Raw genomic sequence first — 25,384 nt, 5'->3', positions numbered from 1 at the left:
TGAGGAGGCCACTACCATCCGAGGGGTGACAGCGGGAAACGCGTCGGTCCTCGAGCTGCTGCCGATGGTGTTCGCCGCCCCCAACGAGGCCCTGGCTGGGGCGCGGCGGGTGCTGGACGCCGATCCGTCGCCGTTGCACGCCTCGGTCGCCCACCAGGTGATGGGCATCTGGCACCGGGACTTCGGCGATCTGCGGGTCGCCCTCAGCCATCTGCGGCGTGCCCGGGATCTCGCTGCGCGGGCGGAGTCGGCCGATCGGGAGGCGGACGTCCTCGCCACGCTCGGGGTCGCGCTGGTGCATGCGGGGCGCACGAGGCGGGGGCTCACGGCGTTCGAGCGCGGGGTCGCGCGCGGCACCGGGCACACCCGGGCCCGGGTGCTGTTCCGCCGGGCCTATGTCTGGTGGGTGCTGGGCCGTCACCGGGAGGCGCTGGAGGACGTCCGCCGGGCGATACCGGTGCTGCGGCAGGCCGACGACGTGATCTGGACCGCGCGGGCGCTGACCCTGCGGGCGACCGTGCACCTGGCGCTGGGCGCGGTGGACCGGGCGGACGCCGACTTCACGGCGGCCGAGCGGCTGTGGGAGACCACCGGACAGGAGCACGACAAGGCCGACGCGGTGGAGAGCCGGGGTCTTGCCGCGTTCCGCTCCGGTGACATCCCGGCGGCGCTGCGGCTGCTCGACGAGGCGGAGGAGCGGTACGGCAAGCTGGGCACGCCCACGTTCATGCTGTGCATCCGGCGCTGCGAGGTGCTGATGGCCGCCGGGCTCGCCCCGGAGGCGCTGGCCGAGGCGGACGCGGCGATCGCCGAACTCGACGGGATCGGCGGGCAGTCCACCCGCAAGGCCGAACTGCTGCTGGCCGCCGCCCGGGCCGCCCGCTCGGCAGGGGACCCGCACACCGCGATCGACCGGGCCGCGGTCGCCGTACGGCTGTTCGCCGGGCAGCATCGCACCTGGTGGGAGACGCACGCCCGGCTGGTGCTGATCGAGGCGCGAGTGGCGACCGGGCGGCGGTCGGGACGGATGGTCACGGACGCGGCCCGGGTCGCCGAGCGGCTGGCCGCCTTCGGTTCGCCCGCCGCACCGGAGGCCTCCCTCCTCGCGGGCCGGATCGCGCTCGCCCTGGGCCGGCCGGAGGTCGCGGAACGGCACCTGGCGGTGGCCGCGCGCAGCAGACGGGCCGGGCCGCCGCTGGCCCGGATGACGGGGTGGGCGGCGCAGGCGCTCAGAGCGCGGGCGGCCGGTTCCGGGCCCGGCCTGCTCCAGGCGTGCCGGCGCGGCCTGGACGTGCTCGACGACCACCGGATGACGCTGGGTGCCTCGGAGCTGAGGGCCCGGGCCACCGCTCAGGGCGCCGAACTGGCGGCGCTGGCCCAGCAGGCGGCCCTCGCCCGGGGCGGTCCGCGGCGGCTGCTGGAGTGGAGCGAGCGGTGGCGGGCCACCGTACTGGCCGCGCCGCCCACCCGGCCGCCCGCCGACCCCGCGCTGCTCGGGCGCCTGACCGCGTTCCGGGAGATCGCCGCCCGGGCGGAGGCCGCCCGTACGGAGGGCCGCCCGGTTCCCGTCCTGGAGCGCGAACAGCGGCGTCTGGAGCGGGACATCCGCTCCCGCACCCTGCACCTGCGCGGCGCCGCCCCCGGGTACGGGGACCGCTTCGACCCGGGCCGGCTGCTGGACCGGCTCGGGGACACCCGGCTGGTCGAACTCGCCGTGCTGGACGGGCGGGTGCACGTCCTGCTGTGCGGGCAGGGCCGGGTCCGGCGGTTCGAGGGCGGGGCGCTCGCGGAGGCGGTGGCCGAGGCCGAGCACGTACAGGCGGGACTGCGGCGGCTCGCCCACCCGGGGGCTCAGGCCCGGCTGCCGGTGGTGGAGGCCGCGGGCCGCAGGCTGGAGGAGCTGCTGCTCGCCGGGGCGGTGCGGCACCTGGGCCCGGGGCCGGTCGTGGTGGTGCCGCCCGGCGCGCTGCACCGGGTGCCGTGGGCGCTGCTGCCGTCGCTCAGGGAGCGGGTGCTCAGCGTGTCCCCGTCGGCGGGCAGCTGGCTGCGCGCCCGCGACACCGAGCCACCGCCGGGCGGCCGGCACGTGCTGGTGCGCGGGCCGGGGCTGGCGACGGGCGGCGCCGAAGTACCGGAGCTCGCGGACCGCTACGGCAACGCCACGGTCCTCGAGGGCGACGACGCGCAGGTGCCCCGTGTACTGGGCGAGCTGGACGGCGCCGCGCTCGCCCACCTCGCCGCGCACGGCACGTTCCGTGCGGACAGCCCCCTGTTCTCGTCCCTGCGGATGGCCGACGGACCGCTCATCGTGCACGACTTCGAACGCCTCGGCCGCAGCCCGTACCGGATCATCCTGTCGAGCTGCGACACCGCCCGGCTCGCCTCGGTCGGCGCCGACGAACTGCTCGGCCTGGTCACCGCGCTGCTGCCGCTGGGCACCGCCGGGGTGGTGGCGAGCAGTGCACCCGTCAACGACGCGGCGGTGGTGCCGTTGATGCTCGCCCTGCACAAGGGGCTCGATTCCGGACTGTGCCTGGCCGAAGCCCTCCGTGACGCCCGTGCGGCGCTGCCCGGAGACGCGGTGCACCAGGCGACGGGATGGGCGTTCGCGGCGTTCGGGGCGGCGTGACGCCGGGTCACGCGGTCTTCCCGGCCGGCGGTTCCACGAGCCACGGCAGTTGGTCCCGGTCGCCCGCCCCGAGCCGCGCGTAGGCGCTGTACAGGTGGTTGCCGACCGTACGCACCGACAGGGTGAGCCGCTCCGCGATCTGCCGGTTGCTCAGCCCGGCCGCCGCGAGGGCGACGATCTGCCGCTGCCGGGCGGTGAGTTCGCCCAGCACCAGCCCGGACAGGGCCGGGGTGCGGGCGCCCTGGCATCGGCGTGCCAGAGTGAGCGCGCGGGTGCGGGAGGTGCGGGCCGCGCTCGGGTCACGGTGCGCGTGGGCTGCCTGGGCGTACGCCTCGGCCGCGAACAGCAGGAAGCCGCGCTGCCGCAGTGCCTCGGCCGCCCGGTCCAGCGCGGGTCCGTCCCCGCGGGCGAGCGCGTCGGCGTGCCCGGCGAACACGCCGTGCGCCAGCCGTCCCAGGACCCGCTCCGGAGTGCCGAGACGTACGGCGTCATAGCGGGCGTACAGGTCGTCCTCGGCGCTCGTCAGCGGTGACCGGGGTACGGGGAGCGCGAGTTCGGCTCGGCAGGCCGGATCGTCCGGGGTTTCCCGCAACCCTTCCCGCGCCCAGGCCGCAGCCTCCAGCACCTCCCCTCGCAGCCGTGCGAACCGGGCGCGGACGGCGGCGTATCCGGCCGGTACCGGGCCGCCCTCCCCCGCCAGCCACTCGCCCACCGGCGTCGGCAGATCCCGTACGTCCGCCTCCTCGATCCGGCGGGCCAGCGCGGCCTGTTCGGCCGCCAGGGCCGGGCCGCAGTCCTCCGGTGTGCGCGCCGCCCGCCGGGCACGCAGCCGTCCGGCGGCGGCGCGCAGCACCGGGCCGTGCAGGGGGTGCGCGAGGCGGACGGCACTCTCGTCGTCGACCTGGACGAGACCCCCGTCCTCCAGGCCCTCCAGGGCGTCGAGGTCCAGGTCGTCGAGGCGCAGGGGCAGCGGTTCGGCGAAGGCGAGGCGTTCCAGACAGTCACGCTCGCCGGGGCTTCGGCCCGCCAGGGCGGGGCCGACGCGTTCGCGTACGGCGGCGGTCACCGGCACCGGACCGCGCCAGGCCCATTCGTGCGCCTCGTGTCCCTGTGTCACCAGGCCGCGCTCGCGCAGCGCGCCCACCAGTTCGCGCAGCAGCCGGAGGTCTCCCCCGCACAGCCGGTGCAGCCGCCCCGCCGTGAGCGGCTCCGGGGTGCGGCCCGTGCCTGCGGTGAGCAGCCTCGCGGTCTCCTCGCGCGGCAGCGGCGCCACGGCCAGCCGGGGCAGCAGCTCGCCGGTCCACAGCCGGGACACGGCGGCGGGCACCGGGGCGCCACCGTCCGCCGCGATCACCACGAGGCGGGTACGGCCGTGCACCGCGAGCTGGTGGACCAGGGCGGCGGAGGCGTCGTCCAGGAGGTGGGCGTCGTCGACCACGAGCAGGCGTACGCCGGACAGCAGCCGCACCGCGCGGTGCAGCGAGACCTCCCCCGGCAGCAGATGCGCGAACGCGGCGAAGTCGAGCCGGCGCGTCCCCGGCGTCCCGGTCACCCGGGCGCAGCCGGTGCCCCGGACGGCCTCGGTGACCAGCCGGGTCTTGCCGTGGCCGGGCGGTCCGGTCACCACGATGCCGTGCCGTCCGCCGGTCAGGCACCGGCCAACCAGCTCCAGTTCGTCGTCCCGGCCGGTGAACGGCCAGGGCGGCTCCGGTGTCCGCGTGTCCGGTTCGTAGATCGTCACGTCAGTGAGAGACGGGGTACTCACGTCTGATACAGGGGGACTTGAGTATGCCCCGACTCAGGCGCCCGGCGGGGGACGAGGGCAGGCTGTGCGCATGACCGCCCGCTCCGTGAAGTCCGGCACCGGGGGAGCGGCCGCGGACGTCGCCATCGGGGGAGGGGACGTCCGCGGCCACGCCGTTCAGGCGCCCGGCTCGGGCCGGACGGCCTTCACGACGCCACCCGCTCGTGGGGCACCTCGTCGGGGTGCGCGAGCCCGAGGTGGTCGCGCAGGGTGGTGCCCTCGTACTCGGTACGGAACACACCTTGCTCCTGCAGCAGCGGCACGACCTTGTCGGCGAACGGGTCGAGGCCGCCGGGGGTGATGTGCGGGACGAGGATGAAACCGTCGGAGGCGTCGGCCTGGACGAAGTCGTTGATCGTCTTCGCGACGGTGGCCGGGGAGCCGACGAAGGTCTGCCGGTTGCCGGTGTTGATGACCAGGTCCCGGATGGACCAGTTGTTCGCCTCGGCCAGCTCCCGCCACTCACGGGCGATGGCGATCGGGTCACGGTACATCCGCACCTGGGCGCGGCCCCGCGAGATGTGCTCCTCGCCGACCACCGGGTCGACGTCCGGCAGCGGGCCCTGAGGGTCGTACGCCGACAGGTCCCGGTTCCAGACGAACTCCAGGTGCTTGATGGCGGTGGCCCCGCTGACCTGCTGCCGGCGCACCTCCCGGGCCAGGTCCTCGGCCTCGGCGTCGGTGTCGCCGAGCACGAAGGTCGCGGCGGGCAGGATGAGCAACTGGTCGTGGCGTCGGCCGTACTTGGCGAGACGGCCCTTGACGTCGCTGTAGAAGGCCTGCCCCGCCTCCAGGGTGGCGTGCCGGCTGAAGATGGCGTCGGCGGTGGAGGCGGCGAACTCCCGGCCCTCCTCGGAGTCGCCCGCCTGGAAGATCACCGGGCGGCCCTGCGGGGAGCGCGGCACGTTGAACCGGCCGTGGATGTCGAACTGCTCGCCCCGGTGCACGAAGGCGCCGGCCTTCGCGTCGCTCAGGAAGGTGCCGGTGGCCTGGTCGGCGAGGATCTCGTCGCCGCGCCAGGAGTCGAAGAGCTCGTTCGCGGTGGCCAGGAACTCCTTGGCGCGGGAGTAGCGCTGCTCCTGCGGCAGGAAGCCGCCGCGGCGGAAGTTCTCGCCGGTGAAGGCGTCCCAGGAGGTGACCACGTTCCAGGCGGAGCGGCCGCCGGAGAGGTGGTCGAGGCTGGCGAACTGGCGGGCCACCTCGTAGGGCTCGTTGAAGGTGGAGTTGATGGTGCCGGTGAGGCCGAGGTGCTCGGTGACGGCGGCCAGCGCGGCGAGCACGGTGAAGGTGTCGGGGCGGCCCACGACGTCCAGGTCGTATATCTGGCCGCCCTGTTCGCGCAGCCTGAGTCCCTCGGCGAGGAACAGGAAGTCGAACTTGGCGCGTTCGGCGGTCCGGGCGAAGTGGGCGAAGGAGCTGAACTCGATGTGGCTGCCGGCGGCCGGGTCGCTCCACACGGTGGTGTTGTTGACGCCGGGGAAGTGGGCGGCCAGGTGGATCTGCTTCAGCGGCTTGCTCATGGTGGGCGGTTTCCTCCGGCTCAGACAGTGGCTGCGGCGTAGCGGTTGGCGGGGCGGGCGAGTCCGAGGAGGCCGCGCAGGGTGTCGGCCTCGTAGGCGCTGCGGAACAGTCCGCGGCGCTGGAGTTCGGGGACGAGCGCCCGGGTGATGCCCGGCAGGTCGTGGCCGAGCACGGCGGGCCGCAGCCGGAAACCGGAGAGCCCGGCGCCGTGCAACTCCTCCAGGACATTGGCGAGTTGACCGGGAGTGCCGGCGAAGATCCGGGCGTCACCGGTGTACGGGCTGCCCGCGAGGGCGTCGAGCCGCTCGCGCCGGGCCGCCGCCCGGGCCGGGTCCGCGTCCAGGAAGACCACCAGGTCGCCGAAGACGTGCAGCCTGTCGTCGGCGCGCCCGGCCGCCTCCTGCTCGGCGCGGATCTCGGCGACGATCGCGCGGGCCTCGGCGGCGTCGTGCGGGGTGACGTAGCCGACGTCGGCCTGCCGGGCCACGAGCCGGTACGGCACCGTCTGGTGGGCCAGCGCGGTGACCAGCGGCTGCCCCTGGGGCGGCCTGGGGGTGATGGAGGGGCCCTTGACGCTGAAGTGGCGGCCCTCGAAGTCGATGTAGTGCAGCTTGTCCCGGTCGACGAAGCGTCCCGTCGCCGCGTCCCGGATCTCCGCGTCGTCCTCCCAGCTGTCCCAGAGCCTGCGGACGGCCTCCACGTAGTCGGCGGCCTCGTCGAACAGGTCGGCGACCAGGTTCTGCGCGGCCGGGCTGTCGTACGCGTCGATCGGGGGGATCGTGCGACGGCCGAAGTGCGCGGCCTCGTTCGGCCGGGCGGTGATCTGCACGCGCAGTCCCGCGCGTCCGGTGCTGACGTAGTCGAGGGTGGCGATCGCCTTGGAGATGTGGAACGGCTCCGTGTGCGTGGCCACCACGGTCGGCACCAGGCCGATGTGCCGGGTGAGCGGGGCGATCCGGGAGGCGATGAGGACGGCGTCCAGACGGCCGCGTACCTGGTCGGTGCGTTCGTCCGGCTCCAGGAAGTGCGAGGACTGCGGGCCGAGGCCGTCCTCGATGGTCACGAAGTCGAGGAGACCGGCCTCCGCCTCGGCGACCAGGTCGGCCCAGTAGCCGGCGGTGAACAGGTCCCGGGGCCGGGCGGCCGGCTCGCGCCAGGACGCCGGGTGCCAGCCGGTGCCGTCCAGGGCGACGGCGAGGTGCAGGGGGGAAGAGGGAGTCGATGACACGAGGGTGCCTTCCTGGAGGTCCGTACGAGAGCGCCGGCCCGGAGATGGACGGGCGCACGGCGAGGGAGAGGACGGATCAGGAGCAACAGAGGGCGCCGGCCACGCGCTGCAGGTCGATGTGCGGCCGGGAGTGCAGTACGACGGAGCGGCTCGGCTTCAGAGCGCGGGGGCGGACCACACGTGTCATGTCCGCCACCTCCGTACGCATCTCGTGGTGAGTCACAACAGCCCTCTCCGGCCGGATGTTCCCGGACTGCGCACCTGTGACGTGCATGGTCGACATGCCGGGTGAGGGCTGGTCAGGAGTTGTCCAGCGGCAGCCCGGGCGGGTTGACCTCGGCCTTGGCGACGGCCTCGTCGGAGAGGTTGTAGGCGGCCAGCCACTTGGCGTACTGACCGTTCTTGATCAGGTGGTTGATGGCGTCCGCGAACGGCTTGGCCAGTCCGCTGTCCTTCTTCGTGGTCGCCGCGATCAGGCCCTGCAGGCCGGCGCCGGCGCCGGAGAAGGTGCCCGCGCTGCGGGTGGGGTTCGGCGACTTGGCGGTCTGCCGGACGTGGTAGGCGACACCGGGGTTGGCGGCGAAGTAGGCGTCGATCCTGCCGCCGCTCAGCGCCAGGTAGGTGGCGTTCTTGCTCTGGTAGTGCTTGACCGTGAGGGCCTTGCCCTCCTTCTTCAGCTTCGTCTGCCACTCCAGCAGGATCTTCTCCTGGTTGGTGCCGTTGTCGACGGCGACCGTCTTCCCGGCGAGGTCCTCGTAGTTGCCGTCGAAGTTCCAGGTGCTCTTCTTCAGCACCTCGAAGCCGACGTTGTCCTTGCGGTAGGAGGCGAAGTCGTACTTCTTCTTGCGTTCCTCGGTGTCGGTGATGTTGGCGAAGGCGGCGTCGTACCTGCCGCTGTCGATGCCGACGAACATGTTCTCCCAAGTGGCGTCGGAGAACTGCGGCGCGAGTCCGAGAACCGCGGCGACCAGGCGGCCGAGGTCCGGTTCGGCTCCGGTGAGGGTCTTCTGGTCGCCGCCGATGTAGGCCAGCGGCGGGAAGCCGTCGGGCAGGGCGCCGACACCGATCCTCAGGGTGCCACTCTTGCGGATCGCGGCGGGCAGCTCGGCGTTGAGAGCCTTCACCTCGGAGACCTTCAGCTCGGTCTGCTTGGCCGCGCCGTTGGACACCCGGCCCACGGTCACCGTGCCGGCGGCGTCGGTGGTGGTGGCGGCTTCGCTGTCACCACCGCAGGCGGCGAGCCCGGTGGCCAGGGTGGCGACCGTGGTCGCCGCGGTGATGCCGCGTATCAGGCTGCGTCGGGAGAAGTGGCTGGGCATGGCTGTCCTTGTCGTTCGGGACGGGTGATGGTGAGGGGGTTCAGAGGACCCTGCTGAGGAAGTCCCGGGTCCGCTCGTGCTGGGGACGGTCCAACACCTGGGAGGGCGGCCCCTGTTCGACGATCCTTCCGCCGTCGATGAAGACGACCCGGTCGGCGACCTCGCGGGCGAAGCCGATCTCGTGGGTGACGATGACGAGCGTGGTGCCGCTGGTCGCCAGGTCCTTGATGACGGAGAGGACCTCGCCGACGAGTTCGGGGTCGAGCGCCGAGGTCGGCTCGTCGAAGAGGATGATCCCGGGACGCAGCGCGAGGGCGCGGGCGATGGCGACGCGCTGCTGCTGGCCGCCGGACAGCTGCCGCGGGTAGGCGCCGGTACGGTCGCCGAGGCCGACCCGGGTGAGCAGTTCGCGTGCCAGTTCCTGTGCCTGGGCCCTGGTCAGCTTTCCGGTGGCGACGGGGGCGGCGGCGACGTTGTCGAGGACGCTCAGGTGCGGGAAGAGGTTGAAGTTCTGGAAGACGAAACCGATCCGGCCGCGCTGGGCCAGGATGGCGCGCTCGCTGAGTTCCTTCAGCCGCGCCCCGTTCCGCTTCACACCGATCAGCTCGCCGCCGACGCTGACATGGCCCACCTCGGGCTTCTCCAGGTGGTTGATGACCCGCAGCAGGGTCGACTTGCCGGAGCCGGAGGGCCCGAGGATCACGGTGACCTCGCCGGGGCGCACGGTCAGGTCGATGCCGTCCAGGACGCGGTGGGTGCCGTACCACTTGTGGACGTCGTGCACCTCCAGGGCGGCCGGGGTCGTCTCCAGGGTGTCGGTGGCGGTCATACGGTGGCCTCCCTGCGCAGCCGGGCCCGGAAGTCCGCGAGGCCCGCCCGCGCCTTCTGCAGCGGGGTCGGCGGCAGGCTGCGGGTGGCACCGCGGGCGAAGTACCGCTCGACGTAGAACTGGACGACGGACACGACGCTGGTCAGGATCAGGTACCAGACGGTGGCGACGAGCAGCAGCGGCACGATGTCGCCGGGGTAGGTGCTGCCCATGGTCTGCACCGAGCCGAACAGGTCGAGCAGGGAGACGTAGAACACCAGGGACGTGCTCTTGATCAGGCCGATGAGCTGGTTGACGTAGTTCGGGGTGATGGACCTCAGGGCCTGCGGGAAGACGATCCGGGTGAACTGGTAGCCCTTGGGCAGACCGAGTGCGGCCGCCGCCTCGTGCTGGCCCTGGTCGACGGAGAGGATGCCACCGCGCACGACCTCGGCCGCGTACGCCGCCTCGTTGAGGCTGAGGCCGATGACGGCGACCGTCATGTCGGTGGCCAGCTTCGACTCGTCGAAGGTGACGAAGGCCGGCCCGAAGGGGATGCCGAGGCTCAGCGTCTTGTACAGGGCTGAGAAGTTGTAGAGGAAGATCAGGACGACGATCAGCGGGACCGAGCGGAACAGCCAGGTGTAGGTCCAGCTCACCGCCCGGAGCACCGGGCTGCCGGACAGCCGGCCGAGGGCCAGCACGATGCCGCCGAGCAGACCCAGCACGGCGCTGAGCGCGGCCGCTTCGAGGGTGACGACGAGCCCGTCGAGGATCGTGGGACGCAGGAACCAGTAGCGGAAGCGGTCCCACTGGTAGAAGGGGTTCGTGGCCAGTCCGTGCAGGATCTGTGCGACGAGCACGAGGACGACGGCGGTGACGATCCACCGTCCGGGCCGCCGCAACGGCTGAACGCGCTGTGCTACGAAGGCCTTTGACGGTGTTTCGGCGGGTGGTGCCTCGGCGAGGGACACGGCTGCGCCTGGGGGTTCACTCATGGCGGGCTCCGGGGATTCGGACACCCCGGGACCGCGGCGGACCGGACGCGGGCCGCTACGGCGCTGGGGCACGAGGCGGCACACGGGAACGCACGGGAACCGGGGGCTGGTCGGACGACGGCACACCGTACGGACGGTGTCCGTCAGGACGCGGGGGCCGGCTGGGAGGTGGGGTCAGCCCCGACAGCGGGCACGGCCCGGTGCGGTACACAGTGCGCTGTTGACCCGGAGCAGGTCGACGGCACGATCGGCGACGAGGAGTCCGGCGTACGGCGGTACGCAGCCCTGGGTACGGCCCGTGGCCGTCCTGGGAGCTGCGTACATGGCGTCACCTGTCACTGTTCCGGCCCCAGGGGGCCCTCGCGCTTACCGAAGTCGTCGTCCGGTCCGGTCGTCACCTGGGGCACCCCACCGCGATGCGAGGGTTGCCGGTCAGCGAGCCAGGGCTTGGCGCTGACGCTCATGACCTTCTGAGCTGCAAGTAATGCAGTCGGCCGTTCCAATGTCAACGGCCGTCCGAGGAGTGGACCTGGCTGACCCGGTCTCACCTGCGGTAAGAGCCCTGCGGGTCCGTGGCGTGCCCCGTCCAGTCCAGGATCTGGACGGCCGCTCCGGCGGCCTCCAGGCCCTGGCAGTGGCCGTGGTGACGGAGTGCGATGCCGTCCAGGTCGAGGTGGGTCCCGAAGGCGGGGTGGGCCGCCAGGCGCCGGGCGTAGGCCCACAGCACCGGGTACCCGGCGATGCGGTGCACGGCACCGGCGTCGAGGTGGCAGCGGTGCACGGTGTCCAACTGCACCAGGGCCACCCAGAGTTCGACGTCGGCGGCGGTGAGCCGGCCGGCGACGAGGTACTCCTCGCCGTCCAGATACCGCTCCAGCCTGCCCAGCGTGTCCAGCAGCAGATCGAGTGCGGCGGCACGCTGCGCGGGATCCGCGTCGGCCTGTCCGGCGCGCTGCGCGGCCTCCTGGATGCCTTCGGCGCAGAGCCTTTCGACGGCTTCGATCTGGCTCTCGGTGCCGCACGGATACAGCGAGGTGGGGCCGTCCGGGCAGAAGCGGTCGAGGTCGCGCAGGATGTCCGGGGTGTGGGTGCTGACGATGCGCCCTGACCAGTCGTCGCTGAGCACCGGGGCGAGGGCCGGCCCGGTGTAGTGGTGTGCGCTCGCCTCGTACAGCGGACCCAGGGCCGAGTGGCCGCCGCCGGGACGGTCCGGTACGGCCGGCAGGAGCGTGACCGGGCATTCGTGGTCGAGGCCGAGCAGGCTGTGCCCTATGGCCAGGCGCAGCCCGTCGGGACAGGCGGTGGAGAGATGGAGCCGGTAGCGGTGCGGCACGGCGTGGTGGCCGCTGCGCGCGTCCCGGCCGAGGCGACCCCGGAAGACGGGGACGGTGCGGTGGGCGGACGGGACGGCGGCGAGCGGTGTGATGGACATGCGTCTCCCCGGGAGCGGGCGCGCGGACGTACGCGCGGCGGAAGCGTCGTCGGACAGTGGGCGCCAGGGTGTGCGGGAGGGTCCGGGGTGCCCGGACGGGCCGGGCGGGTCAGGGGGTCGCCCGGGACCGGCTCAGGAGGCTGATCGCGCGCTGCAGACACGCAGCAGGTCGATGTGCCGGCGGGAGGTGAGCAGGGGCGAGGTCGGCGTACGGCTCACTCGGCTGGTGACCGTCTCCAAGCGCCTCATGCTTCCCTACCTGTTCACTAGGATTCCCATCTGGAGTGTCGATCCGGCTCGGGGCGACGTCAAGGGGGCGTCCACCCCTGGGACACCGGACGGGTGAACGGGACGGGGCCGCGCCGTGGCCTCGGCGACCACCACGCCCCCCATATCGACGTATCGCAGGGCCGGCGCACGGTGGACTGGAGGCGGGCGGACCCCAGGACGCAGGCATCTGTCCGGGCTCGGCGATATGTGACATAGTACTGATGTGGCGAAGCGACTGACCTGCGATGTCGTGGTGGTCGGCGCCGGGATGACGGGCGCGGCCTGCGCGTGGTACGCGGCGCGGGCGGGCCTGGACGTCGTCCTCGTCGACCGGGGTCCGGTGGCCGGCGGCACGACCGGCGCGGGCGAGGGCAATCTGCTCGTCTCCGACAAGGAACCGGGACCTGAGCTGGAACTCGCCCTGCTGTCCGCCCGGTTGTGGTCGGAGCTGGCCCGTGAGGACGGTCCGGGCTTCGAGTACGAGGCGAAGGGCGGCGTCGTCGTGGCCGCGACGCCCGGTGACCTCGCCGCTCTTGCCGGCTTCGCCGACGCCCAGCGGGCCGCCGGTGTCACCGCGGTGCCCGTCGACGCCGACGGGCTCCCCGACCTCGAACCGCATCTGGCACCCGGACTCGCCGGCGCCGTGCACTACCCCCAGGACGCCCAGGTCATGCCGGCCCTGGCCGCCGCCCGTCTGGTCCGCGCCTCGGGTGCCCGGCTGCGCACCGGATGGACGGTGACCGGCGTGCTGCGCACGGCCCGGGGGGCGGTGCTCGGTGTGCGCACCGACCGGGGGGACGTCCACGCGCCGACCGTGGTGAACGCCGCCGGGACCTGGGGCGGCGACCTGGCCCGCCTCGCCGGCGTCCACCTTCCCGTCCTCCCGAGGCGCGGCTTCGTGCTGGTCACCGAGCCGCTGCCCCGGCTGGTGCGGCACAAGGTGTACGCCGCGGACTACGTGGCCGACGTGGCCAGCGACTCGGCCGCGCTGCAGACCTCGCCGGTCGTCGAGGGCACGGCCGCCGGGCCCGTCCTCATCGGTGCGAGCCGGGAGCGGGTCGGCTTCGACCGCTCGTTCTCGCTGCCCGTGGTGCGGGCACTCGCCGCCGGGGCCACCCGGCTGTTCCCGTTCCTGGAGCGGGTGCGCGCGATGCGGACCTACCTCGGCTTCCGGCCGTATCTGCCCGATCACCTGCCCGCGATCGGCCCCGACCCGCGGGTGCCCGGACTCGTCCACGCCTGCGGGCACGAGGGCGCGGGCATCGGACTGGCCACCGGGACGGGTCACTTGATCGCCCAGGTGCTGACCGGGGCACCGCCGGAACTGCCCCTCGCGCCCTTCCGGCCCGAGCGCTTCGCGACGAACGGGGTGAACACGGCGTGAACCCGATGGAGTTGACCCGGGCACGGCCCGGCCCCGCCTTCACCGTCACCTTCGACGGCCGCGCGATCGAGGCACTGCCCGGCCAGACGGTCGCCGCCGCGCTGTGGGCGGCGGGTGTGACCGCGTGGCGCACCACCCGGCGTGAGGGCCGCCCCCGCGGGGTGTTCTGCGGCATCGGGGTCTGCTTCGACTGCCTGGTCACGGTCAACGGCCGCCCGAACCAACGGGCTTGCCTGGTGCCCGCACGGCCGGGCGATGTCATCGTCTCGCAGGAGGGGACTGGACACGATGGCCGCGACGGCTGAGCGGGGGCACCTCGCCGTGATCGGCGCGGGCCCGGCGGGGCTCGCCGCGGCCCTCGCCGCCGCCGCACGGGGGGTGGGCGTCACCCTCGTGGACGCCGGCACCGAGGCCGGCGGCCAGTTCTACCGGCAGCCCGCCGCCGCCCTCGGGGCACGCCGCGCCGGGGCGCTCCACCACCAGTGGCACACCTGGGAACGGCTGCGGGACGGACTCGAGGAGCATCGCGCCACCGGACGGGTCGGCCATCTGACGGACCACCATGTGTGGTGTGTGGAGCGCGAGTCCGCCGGCTTCGTCGTGCACGCGCTGCGCGGCCCCACGCAGGAGGAGCCCGCGACGGTGCGTGCCGACGCGGTGCTGCTGGCCACCGGCGGCTACGAGGTCGTACTCCCCTTCCCCGGCTGGACCCTGCCCGGAGTGGTCACCGCGGGCGGTGCGCAGGCCATGCTCAAGGGCGGGCTAGTGCTGCCGGGGCGGACGGCCGTCGTCGCCGGGACCGGGCCGCTGCTGCTGCCCGTGGCGACCGGCCTCGCGGCAGCGGGCGCACGCGTGGCCGCCCTGGTGGAGTCCGCCGACCCGAAAGCCCTGCTGCGCAGGCCCTCGGCGCTGGCCGCACAGCCCGGCAAGCTCGCCGAGGGCGCCGGGTACGCGGTACGGCTCGCGCGGCACCGCACACGTCTGCTGACCCGCCGTACCGTCGTCGAGGCGCACGGCAGGGACCGGCTGGAAGCGGTGACCGTCGCCGCCCTGGACGCCGACGGACGGATCCGGCCCGGAGTCGAGCACCGCATCCCCTGCGACACCCTCGCGGTCGGCCACGGCATGCTGCCGCACACCGACCTCGCCGAGACGCTGGGCTGCACCCTGAACGGGACGGACGTGCGCGTCGACGACGAGCAGCGCACCGACGTCCCGGGCGTCTGGGCGGCCGGCGAGACCACCGGCATCGGCGGCGCGGCCCTCGCACTCGCCGAGGGACACATCGCGGGCCGCTCGGTCGCCGCCCGTCTGCACGGCCGGGAACCCGACCCCGCGGCCTGGTCGGCGGCGGCCCGGGTCCGTGCGCGACTGCGGACGTTCTTCGCGGCCGTCGACGCGGTGTGCACGCCGCCCGCCCGCTGGCCGGACCGTGTCCCGGACGACACCGTCGCCTGCCGCTGCGAGGAGGTCACCGCCGGGGAGGTCCGTGCGGCCGTCACCGGACTGGGCGCGGGCGACCTGCGCACCGTGAAGCTGCTCACCCGGGCCGGGATGGGCTGGTGCCAGGGCCGTGTGTGCGGGCCCGCGGTCGCCGGGCTCGCCGGATGCGAACCAACCCCCTCCCGGCGGCCGTTCGCCCGGCCGGTGCCGCTGGGTGTGCTGGCCCGAGCTCCCGAAGACCCCGTCGAGGAGGAACCCTCATGACCGACCACCGCCCCTGGCACGGCGTCCTCGTCGCCACCGCGCTCCCGCTGGACGACGACCTCAGGGTGGACTACGACAGGTACGCCGAGCACTGCGCCTGGCTCGTGGAGAGCGGCTGTGACGGTGTCGTACCGAACGGCTCGCTCGGCGAGTACCAGGTACTCACCCCCGCGGAGCGCGCCAAGGTCGTCGAGACGGCCGTGGCCGCGATCGGTGGGCGGCGCGTCATGCCGGGCGTCGCCGCCTACGGCTCCGCGGAGGCCCGCCGCTGGGCCGAGCAGGCACGGGAGGCGGGGTGCGGTGCGGTGATGCTGCTGCCGCCGAACGCCTACCGTGCCGACGAGCGGTCGGTGCTCGCCCACTACACGGAGGTCGCGAAGGCGGGGCTGCCGGTCGTCGCGTACAACAACCCGATCGACACCAAGGTCGACCTCGTGCCAGAACTCCTCGCCCGGCTGCACGGCGAGGGCCTGATCCACGGCGTGAAGGAATTCTCCGGCGACGTCCGCCGCGCCTACCGCATCGCCGAACTCGCCCCGGAGCTGGATCTGCTGATCGGCGCCGACGACGTGCTGCTGGAGCTCGCGATCGCGGGTGCCAAGGGCTGGGTGGCCGGCTACCCGAACGCCCTGCCCACCGCCTGCGTCGAGCTGTACCACGCGGCCACCGGCGGCGACCTCGCCACGGCCGAGCCGCTCTACCGACAGCTGCACCCGCTGCTGCGCTGGGACTCGCGCACCGAGTTCGTGCAGGCGATCAAACTGTCCATGGACGTCGTCGGCCGGTACGGCGGTCCCGTGCGGCCGCCGCGGTTGCCACTGCTGCCCGAGCAGGAGGCCACCGTCCGGTCGGCCACCGAGAAGGCCGTCGCGGCCGGGCTCGCCTAGGAAGAGGGCCGTCATGCGCAGCAAACTCGTCCTGCACGCCGTCGACTCGCACACCGAGGGCATGCCCACCCGGGTGATCACCGGCGGCATCGGCACCATCCCCGGCGCGACGATGAACGAGCGGCGGCTGTATTTCCGTGACCACCGCGACGACATCAAGCAGTTGCTGATGAACGAGCCGCGCGGGCACTCCGCGATGAGCGGCGCGATCCTGCAGCCGCCGACCCGGTCCGACTGCGACTGGGGCGTGGTCTACATCGAGGTCTCCGGCTACCTGCCGATGTGCGGGCACGGCACGATCGGCGTGGCGACCGTGCTGGTGGAGACCGGCATGGTGGAGGTCGTCGAGCCGGTCACCACCATCCGTCTTGACACCCCGGCCGGGCTGGTGGTCGCCGAGGTCGCGGTGGAGGACGGCGCCGCCAGGAACGTCACGCTGCGCAACGTGCCGTCCTTCAGCGTGGGCCTGGACCGCAAGGCCGTGCTCGCCGACGGGCGGAGGGTGACGTACGACCTCGCCTACGGCGGCAACTTCTACGCCATCCTGCCGCTGGAGGAGTTCGGTCTGCCCTTCGACCGCGCCCGCAAGGACGACATCCTCGCCGCGGGCCTGTCCCTGATGGAGGCCATCAACAGCGAGGCGGAACCGGTCCACCCTCAGGACCCGTCGATCCGGGGCTGCCATCACGTCCACCTGTACGCGCCCGGCGCCACCGCCCGCCACTCCCGGCACGCGATGGCCATCCACCCCGGCTGGTTCGACCGCTCGCCCTGCGGCACCGGAACCAGCGCGCGCATGGCGCAACTGCACGCGCGCGGTGAACTGCCGTTGCACACCGAGTTCGTGAACGAGTCCTTCATCGGCACCCGGTTCACCGGCCGGCTGCTCGGCACGACCGAGGTGGCCGGGATCCCTGCCGTGCTGCCGAGCTTCACGGGCCGCGCCTGGATCACCGGCACGGCCCAGTACCTGCTCGATCCCACGGATCCGTTCCCCGCGGGCTTCGTCCTCTAGACTCCCCCGGTGATGCGTGACATGGCACAGCAGCCGGCCCCGGACGGCGGGGCCCCCGCACTCCCCCGGCTGGGCGGCCGCCGCAGCAGCTATCGGGAACGGGTCGCCGACGCGCTGCGGGCCGCGCTGATCGCGGGTGAACTGCGGCCCGGCGAGGTGTACTCGGCGCCCTCCCTGGCCACCCGGTTCGGCGTCTCCGCCACGCCGGTGCGGGAGGCGATGCTCGACCTGGCCAAGGAGGGCCTGGTCGACGCGGTCCCGAACAAGGGCTTCCGGGTCACCGCCGTCTCCGACCGGCAGCTCGACGAGTACACCCACGTCCGCGCGCTCATAGAGGTCCCCACCGTGGTGGCCCTCACCGGCACGGCGGACCGTGCCTCGCTGGAGGCGCTGCGCCCGGCGGCCCGGGAGATCGTCACCGCGGCCGCGGCGGGCGACCTCATCGCGTACGTCGAGGCCGACACCCGCTTCCACCTCGGTCTGCTCGCCCTCGCCGGCAACACCCACCTCGTCGAGGTGGTCGCCGACCTGCGCGGACGCTCCCGGCTGTACGGACTGACCGCGCTGGTCGAGGCGGGCCGGCTGCTGGCCTCCGCCGAGGAACACCTGGAGCTCCTCGACGCGTTGCTGGCCCGCGACGAGCAGGCCGTGCGCGAGGTCATGACCCGGCACCTGGGGCACGTACGGGGGCTGTGGGCCGCGCGGACCGGCGACGGCTGAGACGTACCGGCGCCTTCAGGCCGTGTAGTCGTAGAACCCTCGGCCGCTCTTGCGTCCGAGGCGGCCGGCGGCGACCATGCGGCGCAGCAGCGCCGGCGGGGCGTAGAGGGGTTCCTTGAACTCGTCGTACATCGATTCCGCGACGGACTGGGCGGTGTCGAGGCCGATGAGGTCGAGCAGGCGGAGCGGTCCCATGGGATGGGCACAGCCGAGTTCCATACCCCGGTCGATGTCCTGGGCGCCGGCGGATCCGGACTCGACCATGCGCACCGCGGCCAGCAGATAGGGAACCAGGAGCGCGTTGACCACGAACCCGGAGCGGTCGGTCGCCTCGACGATCTCCTTTCCCAGGTGTTCGGAGGCGAAGGCACGGGTGCGGGCCACCGTGTCGGGGCTGGTGGTGAGGGCGGGGATGATCTCGACCAGGGTCTGCACCGGTACCGGGTTGAAGAAGTGCATGCCGATGACCTGGGCGGGCCGCTCGGTGCTGACGGCGAGGTCGACCACGGGGATCGACGAGGTGTTGCTGGCGAGAACGGCCCGGGGGTCGGTGACGACCTGGTCCAGGGTCCTGAAGACGCCGGTCTTGAGGTCGCGGTTCTCGGCGACCGCCTCGATGACGAACTGACGGTCCGCCATGGCGCCGAGGTCGTCGGCGAAGGCTAGCCGGGCCAGTGCGGCGTCCCGCGCGGCTTCGGTGATCTTGCTTCGCCGCAGTGCGCGGTCCAGGGAGGCCTCGACACGTCGCCGGCCGGCCCGGGCGGCTTCCGGGGACGACTCGGTGACCAGGACGTCGAGACCGCCGAGGGCGGCGACCTCGGCGATGCCGGAGCCCATGAGGCCGCAGCCGACGACGCCGAGGCGGGAGATGGTTTCCATACGTGTGTCCTTGACGGGGAGTAGGTTCTTGGGACTCGCGGCCGTGGCCGGGCGAAGTCACCGGAGTCACTCGGGTGGCCGGGTGTGTGCCCGGTCGCGGTCGTCCACCTCCCGGTCGCCGGAGCGAACGCCCGCCGCCGCGGTGTGCGACGGCCCCGCTCCTGTCCGGCGCGGAAGTGTCACCGGCGTTCGCCCGTGCCCGGAACCGCGGCCGGCGCGGTCAGGAGTCGACGGCCGCCTCCGGTCGTGGCTGCCGGTGGGGCTTCAGTGCGCGGCGTGCGATGGCGAAGCGGTGGGTCTCCGAAGGGCCGTCATAGATGCGGAAGGGCCGCACGTCCCGGAACAGGCGGGCCAGCGGGGCGTCCGCGGCGGAGATTCCCAGTGCTCCGCAGATCTGCACCGCCCGGTCGACGACCCGGTTCACCGCCTCCGCCACGAAGGTCTTGGACACCGAGGTCAGCTGGGTGGCGGCGGAGCCGGTGTCCAGCTCCCAGGCGGTGCGCAGGATCAGTGCGCGGCTCGCCTCGATGTCGATCTCCGAGTCGGCCAGCATCTGCTGCACCATGCCCAGGTCCCCCAGCACGGAGCCGAACGCCGTCCGGCTCGCCGCCCGTTCGAGGGCGATGTCCTGGGCGCGGCGGGCGGCTCCCAGCCAGCGCATGCAGTGCGTCATCCGGGCGGGGCCGAGCCGGACCTGGGCGCCGGCGAAGCCCTGGTCCACCGTGCCGAGCACCTGGTCGTCGCCGACCAGGCACTCTTCGAAGACGATCTCGCAGTGCCCGCCGAAGAAGCCCTCGTCGAGGGTCTCGATGGTGCGGACGACGCGCATGCCGGGGGTGCCGGCGTCGACCAGGAACATGGTCGCGCCGCCCGGGTCGCCGGGGCTGCCGGAGGTGCGGGCCATGACGATGCCGAAGGCCGCTCCGTCCGCCCCCGTGATGAACCACTTGCGTCCGTCGATACGCCATCCGCCGGGCACCCGGGTCGCCGTGGTCCGCAGGGACCGCGGGTCGGCGCCGGCGCCCGGGGCCGGTTCGGTCATCGCGAAGCAGGACCGGTACTCGCCGGCGGCGAGCGGACGCAGGTAGCGCTCCTTCTGCTCCTCGGTGGCCACCTTCTCCAGCAGGTGCATGTTGCCCTCGTCCGGGGCCGCGCAGTTCAGCGCGAGCGGGCCGAGCAGGGAGTACCCGGCGGCTTCGAACACCACTGCCTGCCCGCGCAGGTCGAGGCCGTGGCCGCCCCACCGCCTCGGCACGTGCGGCGCGAACACCCCCGCCTCCCGGGCGCCCTTGTGCAGGGCATCGCGCAGGGACGCGGGGGCGTCGTGCACGGATCCGCCGCACTCGCGCTCGGCCGGGACCACCACCTCACGGACGAACTCGGCAGTGGTCTGGGCGAGTCGGGCGACGGCAGGGTCGACATCGAACTGGACAGGCACGGTTCCTCCCGCCGACGGGCGTACGGGCTTCGGCGCCCGTCGCGACCTAGAAACTGTACAACGTCTCTAGTATCTTGCCGAGTGATCCGAGCGACACCGGTGACGACGGGAGACAGGCGCCATGAGCACTCAGCCGGTCCGGGTGGTCCGACACCCCGACGCAGTGGTCGAGTTGAGACTCGACGATCCGGAGCGGGGCAACGCCCTGGACCTCCGGACCGCCGAGGCGCTGCGGGACCTCACCGCGGAGGTGGCCGACGACCCGGGCGGCGCGGTGCTGCTGCGGGCGTCGGGCACCGCCTTCTGCGTGGGCGGCGACCTGCGCGCCTTCGCCGGCCGCGGCCAGGACACCGGCGCGTATGTGCACGCCGTGGCGAGCGCCGCGCACGCGGCGGTGACAGCCCTGTACGAGCTGCCCGTGCCGGTCGTCACCGCGGTGCGCGGCGCCGCCGCGGGGGGCGGCATCGGGCTCGCCCTCGCCGGTGACATCGTCCTCGCCGCCCGGTCGGCGCGGTTCCGGCTGGCCTACACCGCGGTCGGACTCACCCCGGACTGCGGGGCCTCGTGGCTGCTGCCGCGCCTGGTGGGCCCCCGGCTGGCGGCGGAGCTGATCCTGACCAACCGCGTGCTGAGCGGCACGGACGCCGAGCGGTACGGCCTGGTCACCCGGGCTGTGGCCGACGACGAACTGGACGCGGACGCGTACCGCACCGCCGCCGAACTGGCCGCCGGAGCGGGTGAGGCGCTGCGGGCCGCGAAGGGCCTGCTGCACGGCGACGCCGCGGACGGCCTGCGCCGCCGTCTCGCCGAGGAGGCACGACTGATCGCCGACCTGGCGGACGGCCGCCAGGCACAGGCCCGCATGGCGTCGTTCCTGGCCGCCCGGGGCCGCGTGGAAGGCGGCGACGGGCGGACCGCATCGCGCGCACCGGAAACTGTTTCTTGACAACCCCTTCACTAAGGGCGCTGCCGGAGCGTAACCTCCGGGCAACACGGAACCGAGGAGAAGGTGTGGCGATGCAATCTGCTGCCGTGGCCGGGACGGACGCTCTCGACGAGACCCTCACCGATGCCGTTGTCGACCTCGTTCTGCGTGGCATGTGGCGCGGCAGGCCGGAGTCCGAGTACCGCGCCCTGGCGGACGCCGGGCTGGCCATGGTGAAGGGGCCGGTGGTCCTGCCGACCGAGCGCGCCAAGCACGTCGCGGCACGGATCCTGCGGGTGCCCGCGGGCTCCGAGCAGGAGGAGCGGATCACCGCGGCCTACCGGGCCTTCCTGCCGGTCAACCGCCGGATCCGGGAGGTGTGCACGGCGTGGCAGTGCCGTCCCGACGGCACCGCCAACGACCACACCGACCACGTCTACGACGCCGAGGTGCGCGAGGCGCTGGAGGACGTGCACGAGGCCATCCAGCCCGTGCTGCGCAGGCTCGAACGCGTGCTCGCGGGCGGCGGACGGTACCTCACCGACCTGGAGGAGGCGCTCGACCGCTTCGACGACGGCGCGGTGCAGTGGCTCGCCTCGCCGCTGTGCGACTCATACCACACGGTGTGGATGCGGCTGCACCAGGAGCTGCTGCTGGTGCTCGGCATCAGCCGGGCCGAGGACGAGGCCCTCGAGGAGGAGCTCGTCGCAGGGGGCCGGGGTTGAACATCACCGACCGCCCGGCCGGGCCGCCCACCCGGGCCTCGGCTCCCGGCCACAGCCTGGTGCCGTACGGCCAGGGACGGATCCGCGGGCTGGACGCCGGTGAACTGGGCACGCACGGCATCGCCATGGACCGGCTGGTGGCCCTAGGACTCCCCGTGGTTCCCGGACTCACCGTGCCGGCCGGGTCGGCCGATTCGCTGTGCGAGCCGGACACCGCCCGCGCCGCGGTGGAACTCGTCGAGCAGCTCTCGGGACGGCGGATCGGCGACCACGGCAGGCCGCTGCTGCTGCGCCTGTCGGCGAGTGCGCCGGCCGAGGTCGCGGGGCTGCCTCCCGACCTGGCCGGAATCGGCCTCACCCCGGCCGGTGCCGACGGCCTGAGCGCGGTCATCGGCCGGGAGGAGGCGCTGTTCGAGGTCTGGGCGGCCACCGTCCGGATGACCGGCGAGTACGCCCTCGGCGTGCCCGGAGGGGACCTCGACGACGCCCTGCTGGACGCGGCCGGTCCCCGGGCCCGAGTCGACGCGTTGCTGTCGGCCGTCGCCCGGCAGGCGGCGCGGCCGTACCCGGAGGACCCGGCCGAGCAGCTCGCGCTGGCCGCCCGGGCGATGCTGGCCCGGTGGGCCTCCCCCCGGGCACAGCGGTCCCGCAGGGCCCAGCGGCTGCCGGCGGACCTGGGCATCGCCCTGCACGTGCAGGCGCTGCGCATCGGACCATGGGACCGCTCCGGCTACGGCACCGCGGTCAGCCGGGACCCCGACACCGGCCGTTTCGCGGCACAGGGTTCCTTCTTCCGGGGCGTGCGCCGCAGCTCGCCGTCCCCGCACCCCGGTGAGCCGCTGGAGCAGCTCGGCGCGGCCCACGCGCTCCTCGAGCACTCGCTACTCACCCTCGAACGCCATCTGCACGCGCCGGTCGGTGTCGACTTCGAGCTGCGCGACGGCGAGATCGCGCTGCTGGCCGCCACGACGCCGAGCCGCCCCGCGCTGCGCGCGTCGGTGTGTCTCGCCGCCGATCTCGCCGCGGAGGGCTCGCTGGGGCGGAAGGAGGCCGTACGCCGAATCGGCCCGTCGCAGGTGCAGGAGCTGCTGCATCCCCGGCTGAAGCCGACCGGAGCGGACGAACCCCTCGTCCGCGGGCTGCCCGCGTCCCCCGGAGCGGCGGCCGGCCCGATCGCCCTGTCCAGCGAGCGCGCCCTGGAGCTGGGCGCGGCCGGCACCCCCGCCGTCCTGGTGGCCCACGAGACGACTCCGGCCGACGTCCCCGGGATGCTGGCCGCCGCCGCGGTGCTCACCGGCAGCGGAGGCATCGCCTCGCACGCCGCCGTGGTGGCGCGCGGCGCCGGCACACCGGCGGTCTGCGGCGCGGAGGGCCTGCGCGTGGACCCGGCGGCCGGCACCGTCCGGATCGGGGACCGTGTGCTGCGCGAGGGCGACCCGGTGTCGCTGGACGGCCGCACCGGTGCCGTCTACGCCGGAAGGCTTCCGGTCACCGTCGCCGGCCCGCCGCCGGAGCTGTCCACCCTGCTGGGCTGGGCGGACGGCATACGACGGCTGGGCGTGCGCGTCAACGCCGACACGGCCGCGGAGGTGACCACCGCCGTCGCCCTGGGCGCCGAGGGTGTCGGCCTGTGCCGCACCGAGCACCAGTTCCTCGGCGACCGGCTGCCGCTGATCCGGCGCGTCCTCCTCGCCGCCGACCGGGCCGCCCGGGACGAGGCGCTGGTGGCCCTGGAGCAGGCTCAGCACGAGGACTTCCGGGCCCTGCTGTCCGCCGTCGGGGACCGCCCGGTCACCGTACGGCTGCTGGACGCGCCGCTGCACGAGTTCCTGCCCGCACCCGGCGGGGCCGGCGACGCCGAGGCCGAGCAGCGGGCCGCCGCGCTGCGGGAGGCGAACCCCATGCTCGGGCTGCGCGGGGTGCGCCTGGCGCTGCTGCACGAGCGGCTGTACCCGGCGCAGGCCGAGGCGCTGTTCGCGGCCTGGGCCGACGTCGCGGCCACCGGGGTCCGTCCCGGGCTGGAGGTGATGATCCCGCTCGTCAGCCTGCCTGAGGAGCTTGCCGCCGCGGCGGCGTACGTACGCGGGGCAGCCGACGCGGTCGCGGCACGGACCGGCGTCCGGGTTCCGTACCGGATCGGCACGATGATCGAGACACCGCGGGCCGCGCTGCTGGCCGCCGAGCTCGCGGAGCACGCCGAGTTCTTCTCCTTCGGCACCAACGACCTCACCCAGCTCACCTACGGCTTCTCCCGGGACGACGTCGAGCGCCAGGTGCTCGCCGCCTACCTGGAGCGCGGTTTCCTGACCGCGAGTCCCTTCGCACGGCTCGACCCGCACGGGGTGGGCGCCCTGATCGCCCTGGCGGCCGAGCGGGCACGGAAGGCGCGTCCCGGCATCAAGCTCGGCGTGTGCGGTGAGCACGGCGGGGACCCCGAGTCGATCGACCTCTGTGACGACCTGGGCCTCGACTACGTCTCCTGCTCCGCACACCGCGTCCCGGTCGCCCGGATGGCGGCCGCGCACAGTGCGCTGCGGGAGCGGCGCGACGAGAGCGAGGATGCACGATGACGAGCACCCTGACCGACGGCCCGGCCCTGTCGGACGCCGAACTGGACGACCTGCGCGAGACCGTGCGCACGGTGTGCGCGGACGCCGGCGGCACCGCGGCGGTCCGCCGACTGCCCGAGGCCGCGCCCGGCATCGACGCCACGTTGTGGGACACCCTCGGCCGGCAGGTCGGTCTGGCCGCGCTGGGGCTGCCCGAGACGGCCGGAGGCATCGGCGGCCTGGCCGAGATCGCCGTGGTCTGCGAGGAGCTGGGCAGGACGCTGGCCCCGGTCCCGGTGCTGTCGTCCACCGTGCTGGCCGGTCAGGTACTGGCGGGCTGCGGCACGGCGGACGAGACGCTCGCACGGCTGGCCGGGGGCAGGGTGCACGCGCTCGCGGTGGCGTCGTCCGACGGCACCTGGCGGCCCGATGCAGTGCCGGTGGCGGTCACGTCGTGGCAGGGCAGCGTCCCGGTGCTGGACGGTACGGCGCCGTTCGTCCTGGACGGCGCCGACGCCGAGGCACTGGTGGTCGCGGCCACCGGCACCGACGGCGTGGACCTGTTCCTCGTCGACCCGCACGATCCGGGGGTCACGGTGCGCCGGGTCCCGACGCTTGACCTCAGCCGCGGGCAGGCGCTGGTGTCCTTCTCCGGTGCGCGGGCCCGGGCCCTGACCGCGGGGGGCGAGGGCGCGGAAGTCGTCACCCGCGCCCTGGACGTGGCGCTGGTTGCCCTGGCCGCCGATCAACTGGGAGGAGCCCAGGCCGCGTTGGACATGACGGTGGCCCATGTGCGCGACCGCACCCAGTTCGGCAGGGCCGTCGGCAGCTTCCAGGCGGTCAAGCACACCTGCGCCGACATGCTGCTCCAGGTGGAGGCCGCACGGTCGGCCGTGGTACGCGCGGTGCGCGCGGCGCACTCCCCCGACGCGTTGGCCGAGGCCGCCGCGGTGGCGCAGGCCTGGTGCGGGGAGGCGTTCGTGTTCGTGGCCGCCGAGTGCGTGCAGTTGCACGGCGGCATGGGCTTCACCTGGGAGCACGACGCACACCTGTACTTCCGGCGGGCCCAGTCCGACGCCGCCCTGCTGGGCGGCGCCGCGCACCACCGGGAACGGCTCGCGGCACTCCTGGGCTGGTGACGGTGGA

General features: G+C 73.9%; 21 protein-coding genes and 1 riboswitch. Of the genes, 11 read left to right on the top strand and 10 right to left on the bottom strand.

Annotated elements, in window-relative coordinates:
• The first annotated feature begins 25 nt into the window (after nucleotides 1–25).
• Nucleotides 26–2,629 (top strand): CHAT domain-containing protein, encoded by a 2,604-nt coding sequence (locus tag ACFYZQ_RS26755; RefSeq protein ID WP_389152592.1) that lies wholly within the window; start codon nucleotides 26–28, stop codon nucleotides 2,627–2,629.
• 7 nt (nucleotides 2,630–2,636) lie between these two features.
• Here ACFYZQ_RS26755 and ACFYZQ_RS26750 read toward each other — a convergent pair whose 3' ends face one another.
• The 8 genes from ACFYZQ_RS26750 to ACFYZQ_RS26715 all read right to left on the bottom strand — a co-directional run bounded on the left by ACFYZQ_RS26750 (nucleotide 2,637) and on the right by ACFYZQ_RS26715 (nucleotide 11,739).
• Nucleotides 2,637–4,370, bottom strand: coding sequence for a LuxR C-terminal-related transcriptional regulator (locus tag ACFYZQ_RS26750; protein ID WP_389152589.1), 1,734 nt, complete (start codon nucleotides 4,368–4,370; stop codon nucleotides 2,637–2,639).
• Nucleotides 4,371–4,579: 209 nt separating this feature from the next.
• Complete coding sequence (locus ACFYZQ_RS26745) at nucleotides 4,580–5,953, bottom strand: NtaA/DmoA family FMN-dependent monooxygenase (protein ID WP_389152586.1); 1,374 nt, start codon at nucleotides 5,951–5,953, stop codon at nucleotides 4,580–4,582.
• A 20-nt stretch (nucleotides 5,954–5,973) separates the two neighbouring features.
• A complete protein-coding gene (locus ACFYZQ_RS26740) occupies nucleotides 5,974–7,182 on the bottom strand; it encodes an LLM class flavin-dependent oxidoreductase (RefSeq protein ID WP_389152583.1) in 1,209 nt (402 codons plus the stop codon).
• Nucleotides 7,183–7,258: 76 nt separating this feature from the next.
• A complete protein-coding gene (locus ACFYZQ_RS26735) occupies nucleotides 7,259–7,369 on the bottom strand; it encodes a putative leader peptide (protein ID WP_389152581.1) in 111 nt (36 codons plus the stop codon).
• A 112-nt stretch (nucleotides 7,370–7,481) separates the two neighbouring features.
• Nucleotides 7,482–8,501: an ABC transporter substrate-binding protein gene (locus ACFYZQ_RS26730; protein ID WP_389152578.1), complete on the bottom strand. Its 1,020-nt coding sequence runs from the start codon at nucleotides 8,499–8,501 to the stop codon at nucleotides 7,482–7,484.
• Nucleotides 8,502–8,541: 40 nt separating this feature from the next.
• A complete protein-coding gene (locus tag ACFYZQ_RS26725; protein WP_389152575.1) occupies nucleotides 8,542–9,330 on the bottom strand; it encodes an amino acid ABC transporter ATP-binding protein in 789 nt (262 codons plus the stop codon).
• Nucleotides 9,327–10,307, bottom strand: coding sequence for an amino acid ABC transporter permease (locus ACFYZQ_RS26720; protein ID WP_389152572.1), 981 nt, complete (start codon nucleotides 10,305–10,307; stop codon nucleotides 9,327–9,329). Before ACFYZQ_RS26720 ends, ACFYZQ_RS26725 begins: the two co-directional genes overlap by 4 nt.
• Nucleotides 10,308–10,664: 357 nt before the next feature.
• Nucleotides 10,665–10,775, bottom strand: a riboswitch (SAM riboswitch).
• A 76-nt stretch (nucleotides 10,776–10,851) separates the two neighbouring features.
• A complete protein-coding gene (locus ACFYZQ_RS26715; protein ID WP_389152569.1) occupies nucleotides 10,852–11,739 on the bottom strand; it encodes a glutathione S-transferase C-terminal domain-containing protein in 888 nt (295 codons plus the stop codon).
• A gap of 493 nt (nucleotides 11,740–12,232) precedes the next feature.
• Between ACFYZQ_RS26715 and ACFYZQ_RS26710 the strand changes: the two genes are divergently transcribed.
• Genes ACFYZQ_RS26710 through ACFYZQ_RS26685 form a run of 6 tightly spaced genes read left to right on the top strand, consistent with a single transcriptional unit; the run spans nucleotide 12,233 to nucleotide 17,722 of the window.
• A complete protein-coding gene (locus ACFYZQ_RS26710) occupies nucleotides 12,233–13,393 on the top strand; it encodes an NAD(P)/FAD-dependent oxidoreductase (protein ID WP_389152566.1) in 1,161 nt (386 codons plus the stop codon).
• Nucleotides 13,390–13,698, top strand: coding sequence for a (2Fe-2S)-binding protein (locus tag ACFYZQ_RS26705; protein WP_389152563.1), 309 nt, complete (start codon nucleotides 13,390–13,392; stop codon nucleotides 13,696–13,698). Before ACFYZQ_RS26710 ends, ACFYZQ_RS26705 begins: the two co-directional genes overlap by 4 nt.
• Nucleotides 13,682–15,100 (top strand): FAD-dependent oxidoreductase, encoded by a 1,419-nt coding sequence (locus ACFYZQ_RS26700; protein ID WP_389152560.1) that lies wholly within the window; start codon nucleotides 13,682–13,684, stop codon nucleotides 15,098–15,100. The genes ACFYZQ_RS26705 and ACFYZQ_RS26700 overlap by 17 nt, the downstream gene beginning before the upstream one ends.
• Nucleotides 15,097–15,987 carry a dihydrodipicolinate synthase family protein gene (locus tag ACFYZQ_RS26695; RefSeq protein ID WP_389152558.1) on the top strand — a complete coding sequence of 297 codons (891 nt, stop codon included), beginning with the start codon at nucleotides 15,097–15,099 and terminating at the stop codon, nucleotides 15,985–15,987. The genes ACFYZQ_RS26700 and ACFYZQ_RS26695 overlap by 4 nt, the downstream gene beginning before the upstream one ends.
• 13 nt (nucleotides 15,988–16,000) lie before the next feature.
• Nucleotides 16,001–17,002, top strand: coding sequence for a proline racemase family protein (locus tag ACFYZQ_RS26690; RefSeq protein ID WP_389152555.1), 1,002 nt, complete (start codon nucleotides 16,001–16,003; stop codon nucleotides 17,000–17,002).
• A 12-nt stretch (nucleotides 17,003–17,014) separates the two neighbouring features.
• Nucleotides 17,015–17,722, top strand: a complete 708-nt coding sequence (locus ACFYZQ_RS26685) for a GntR family transcriptional regulator (protein WP_389152552.1) — start codon at nucleotides 17,015–17,017, stop codon at nucleotides 17,720–17,722.
• 15 nt (nucleotides 17,723–17,737) lie between these two features.
• Here ACFYZQ_RS26685 and ACFYZQ_RS26680 read toward each other — a convergent pair whose 3' ends face one another.
• Both ACFYZQ_RS26680 and ACFYZQ_RS26675 read right to left on the bottom strand, forming a co-directional pair.
• Nucleotides 17,738–18,601, bottom strand: coding sequence for a 3-hydroxybutyryl-CoA dehydrogenase (locus ACFYZQ_RS26680; RefSeq protein WP_389152549.1), 864 nt, complete (start codon nucleotides 18,599–18,601; stop codon nucleotides 17,738–17,740).
• Nucleotides 18,602–18,821: 220 nt separating this feature from the next.
• On the bottom strand, nucleotides 18,822–20,039 hold the full coding sequence (locus ACFYZQ_RS26675; protein WP_389152546.1) for an acyl-CoA dehydrogenase family protein: 1,218 nt from the start codon (nucleotides 20,037–20,039) through the stop codon (nucleotides 18,822–18,824).
• Between the two features lie 121 nt (nucleotides 20,040–20,160).
• Here ACFYZQ_RS26675 and ACFYZQ_RS26670 point away from each other — a divergent pair, with 121 nt between their 5' ends.
• From ACFYZQ_RS26670 to ACFYZQ_RS26655, 4 genes are all read left to right on the top strand, one after another.
• Nucleotides 20,161–20,985, top strand: a complete 825-nt coding sequence (locus ACFYZQ_RS26670) for an enoyl-CoA hydratase/isomerase family protein (protein WP_389152543.1) — start codon at nucleotides 20,161–20,163, stop codon at nucleotides 20,983–20,985.
• A gap of 71 nt (nucleotides 20,986–21,056) precedes the next feature.
• Nucleotides 21,057–21,689, top strand: a complete 633-nt coding sequence (locus ACFYZQ_RS26665; RefSeq protein WP_389152540.1) for a hypothetical protein — start codon at nucleotides 21,057–21,059, stop codon at nucleotides 21,687–21,689.
• Nucleotides 21,686–24,259, top strand: coding sequence for a putative PEP-binding protein (locus ACFYZQ_RS26660; protein ID WP_389152537.1), 2,574 nt, complete (start codon nucleotides 21,686–21,688; stop codon nucleotides 24,257–24,259). The genes ACFYZQ_RS26665 and ACFYZQ_RS26660 overlap by 4 nt, the downstream gene beginning before the upstream one ends.
• A complete protein-coding gene (locus tag ACFYZQ_RS26655; protein ID WP_389152535.1) occupies nucleotides 24,256–25,377 on the top strand; it encodes an acyl-CoA dehydrogenase family protein in 1,122 nt (373 codons plus the stop codon). Before ACFYZQ_RS26660 ends, ACFYZQ_RS26655 begins: the two co-directional genes overlap by 4 nt.
• The last annotated feature ends 7 nt before the right edge of the window (nucleotides 25,378–25,384 follow it).

This window comes from Streptomyces sp. NPDC001843, assembly GCF_042891955.1.
Taxonomy (GTDB): Bacteria; Actinomycetota; Actinomycetes; order Streptomycetales; family Streptomycetaceae; genus Streptomyces.
The sequence above is the reverse complement of the archived record's forward strand: the minus strand, read 5'-3'. Positions and strand labels throughout refer to the sequence as shown.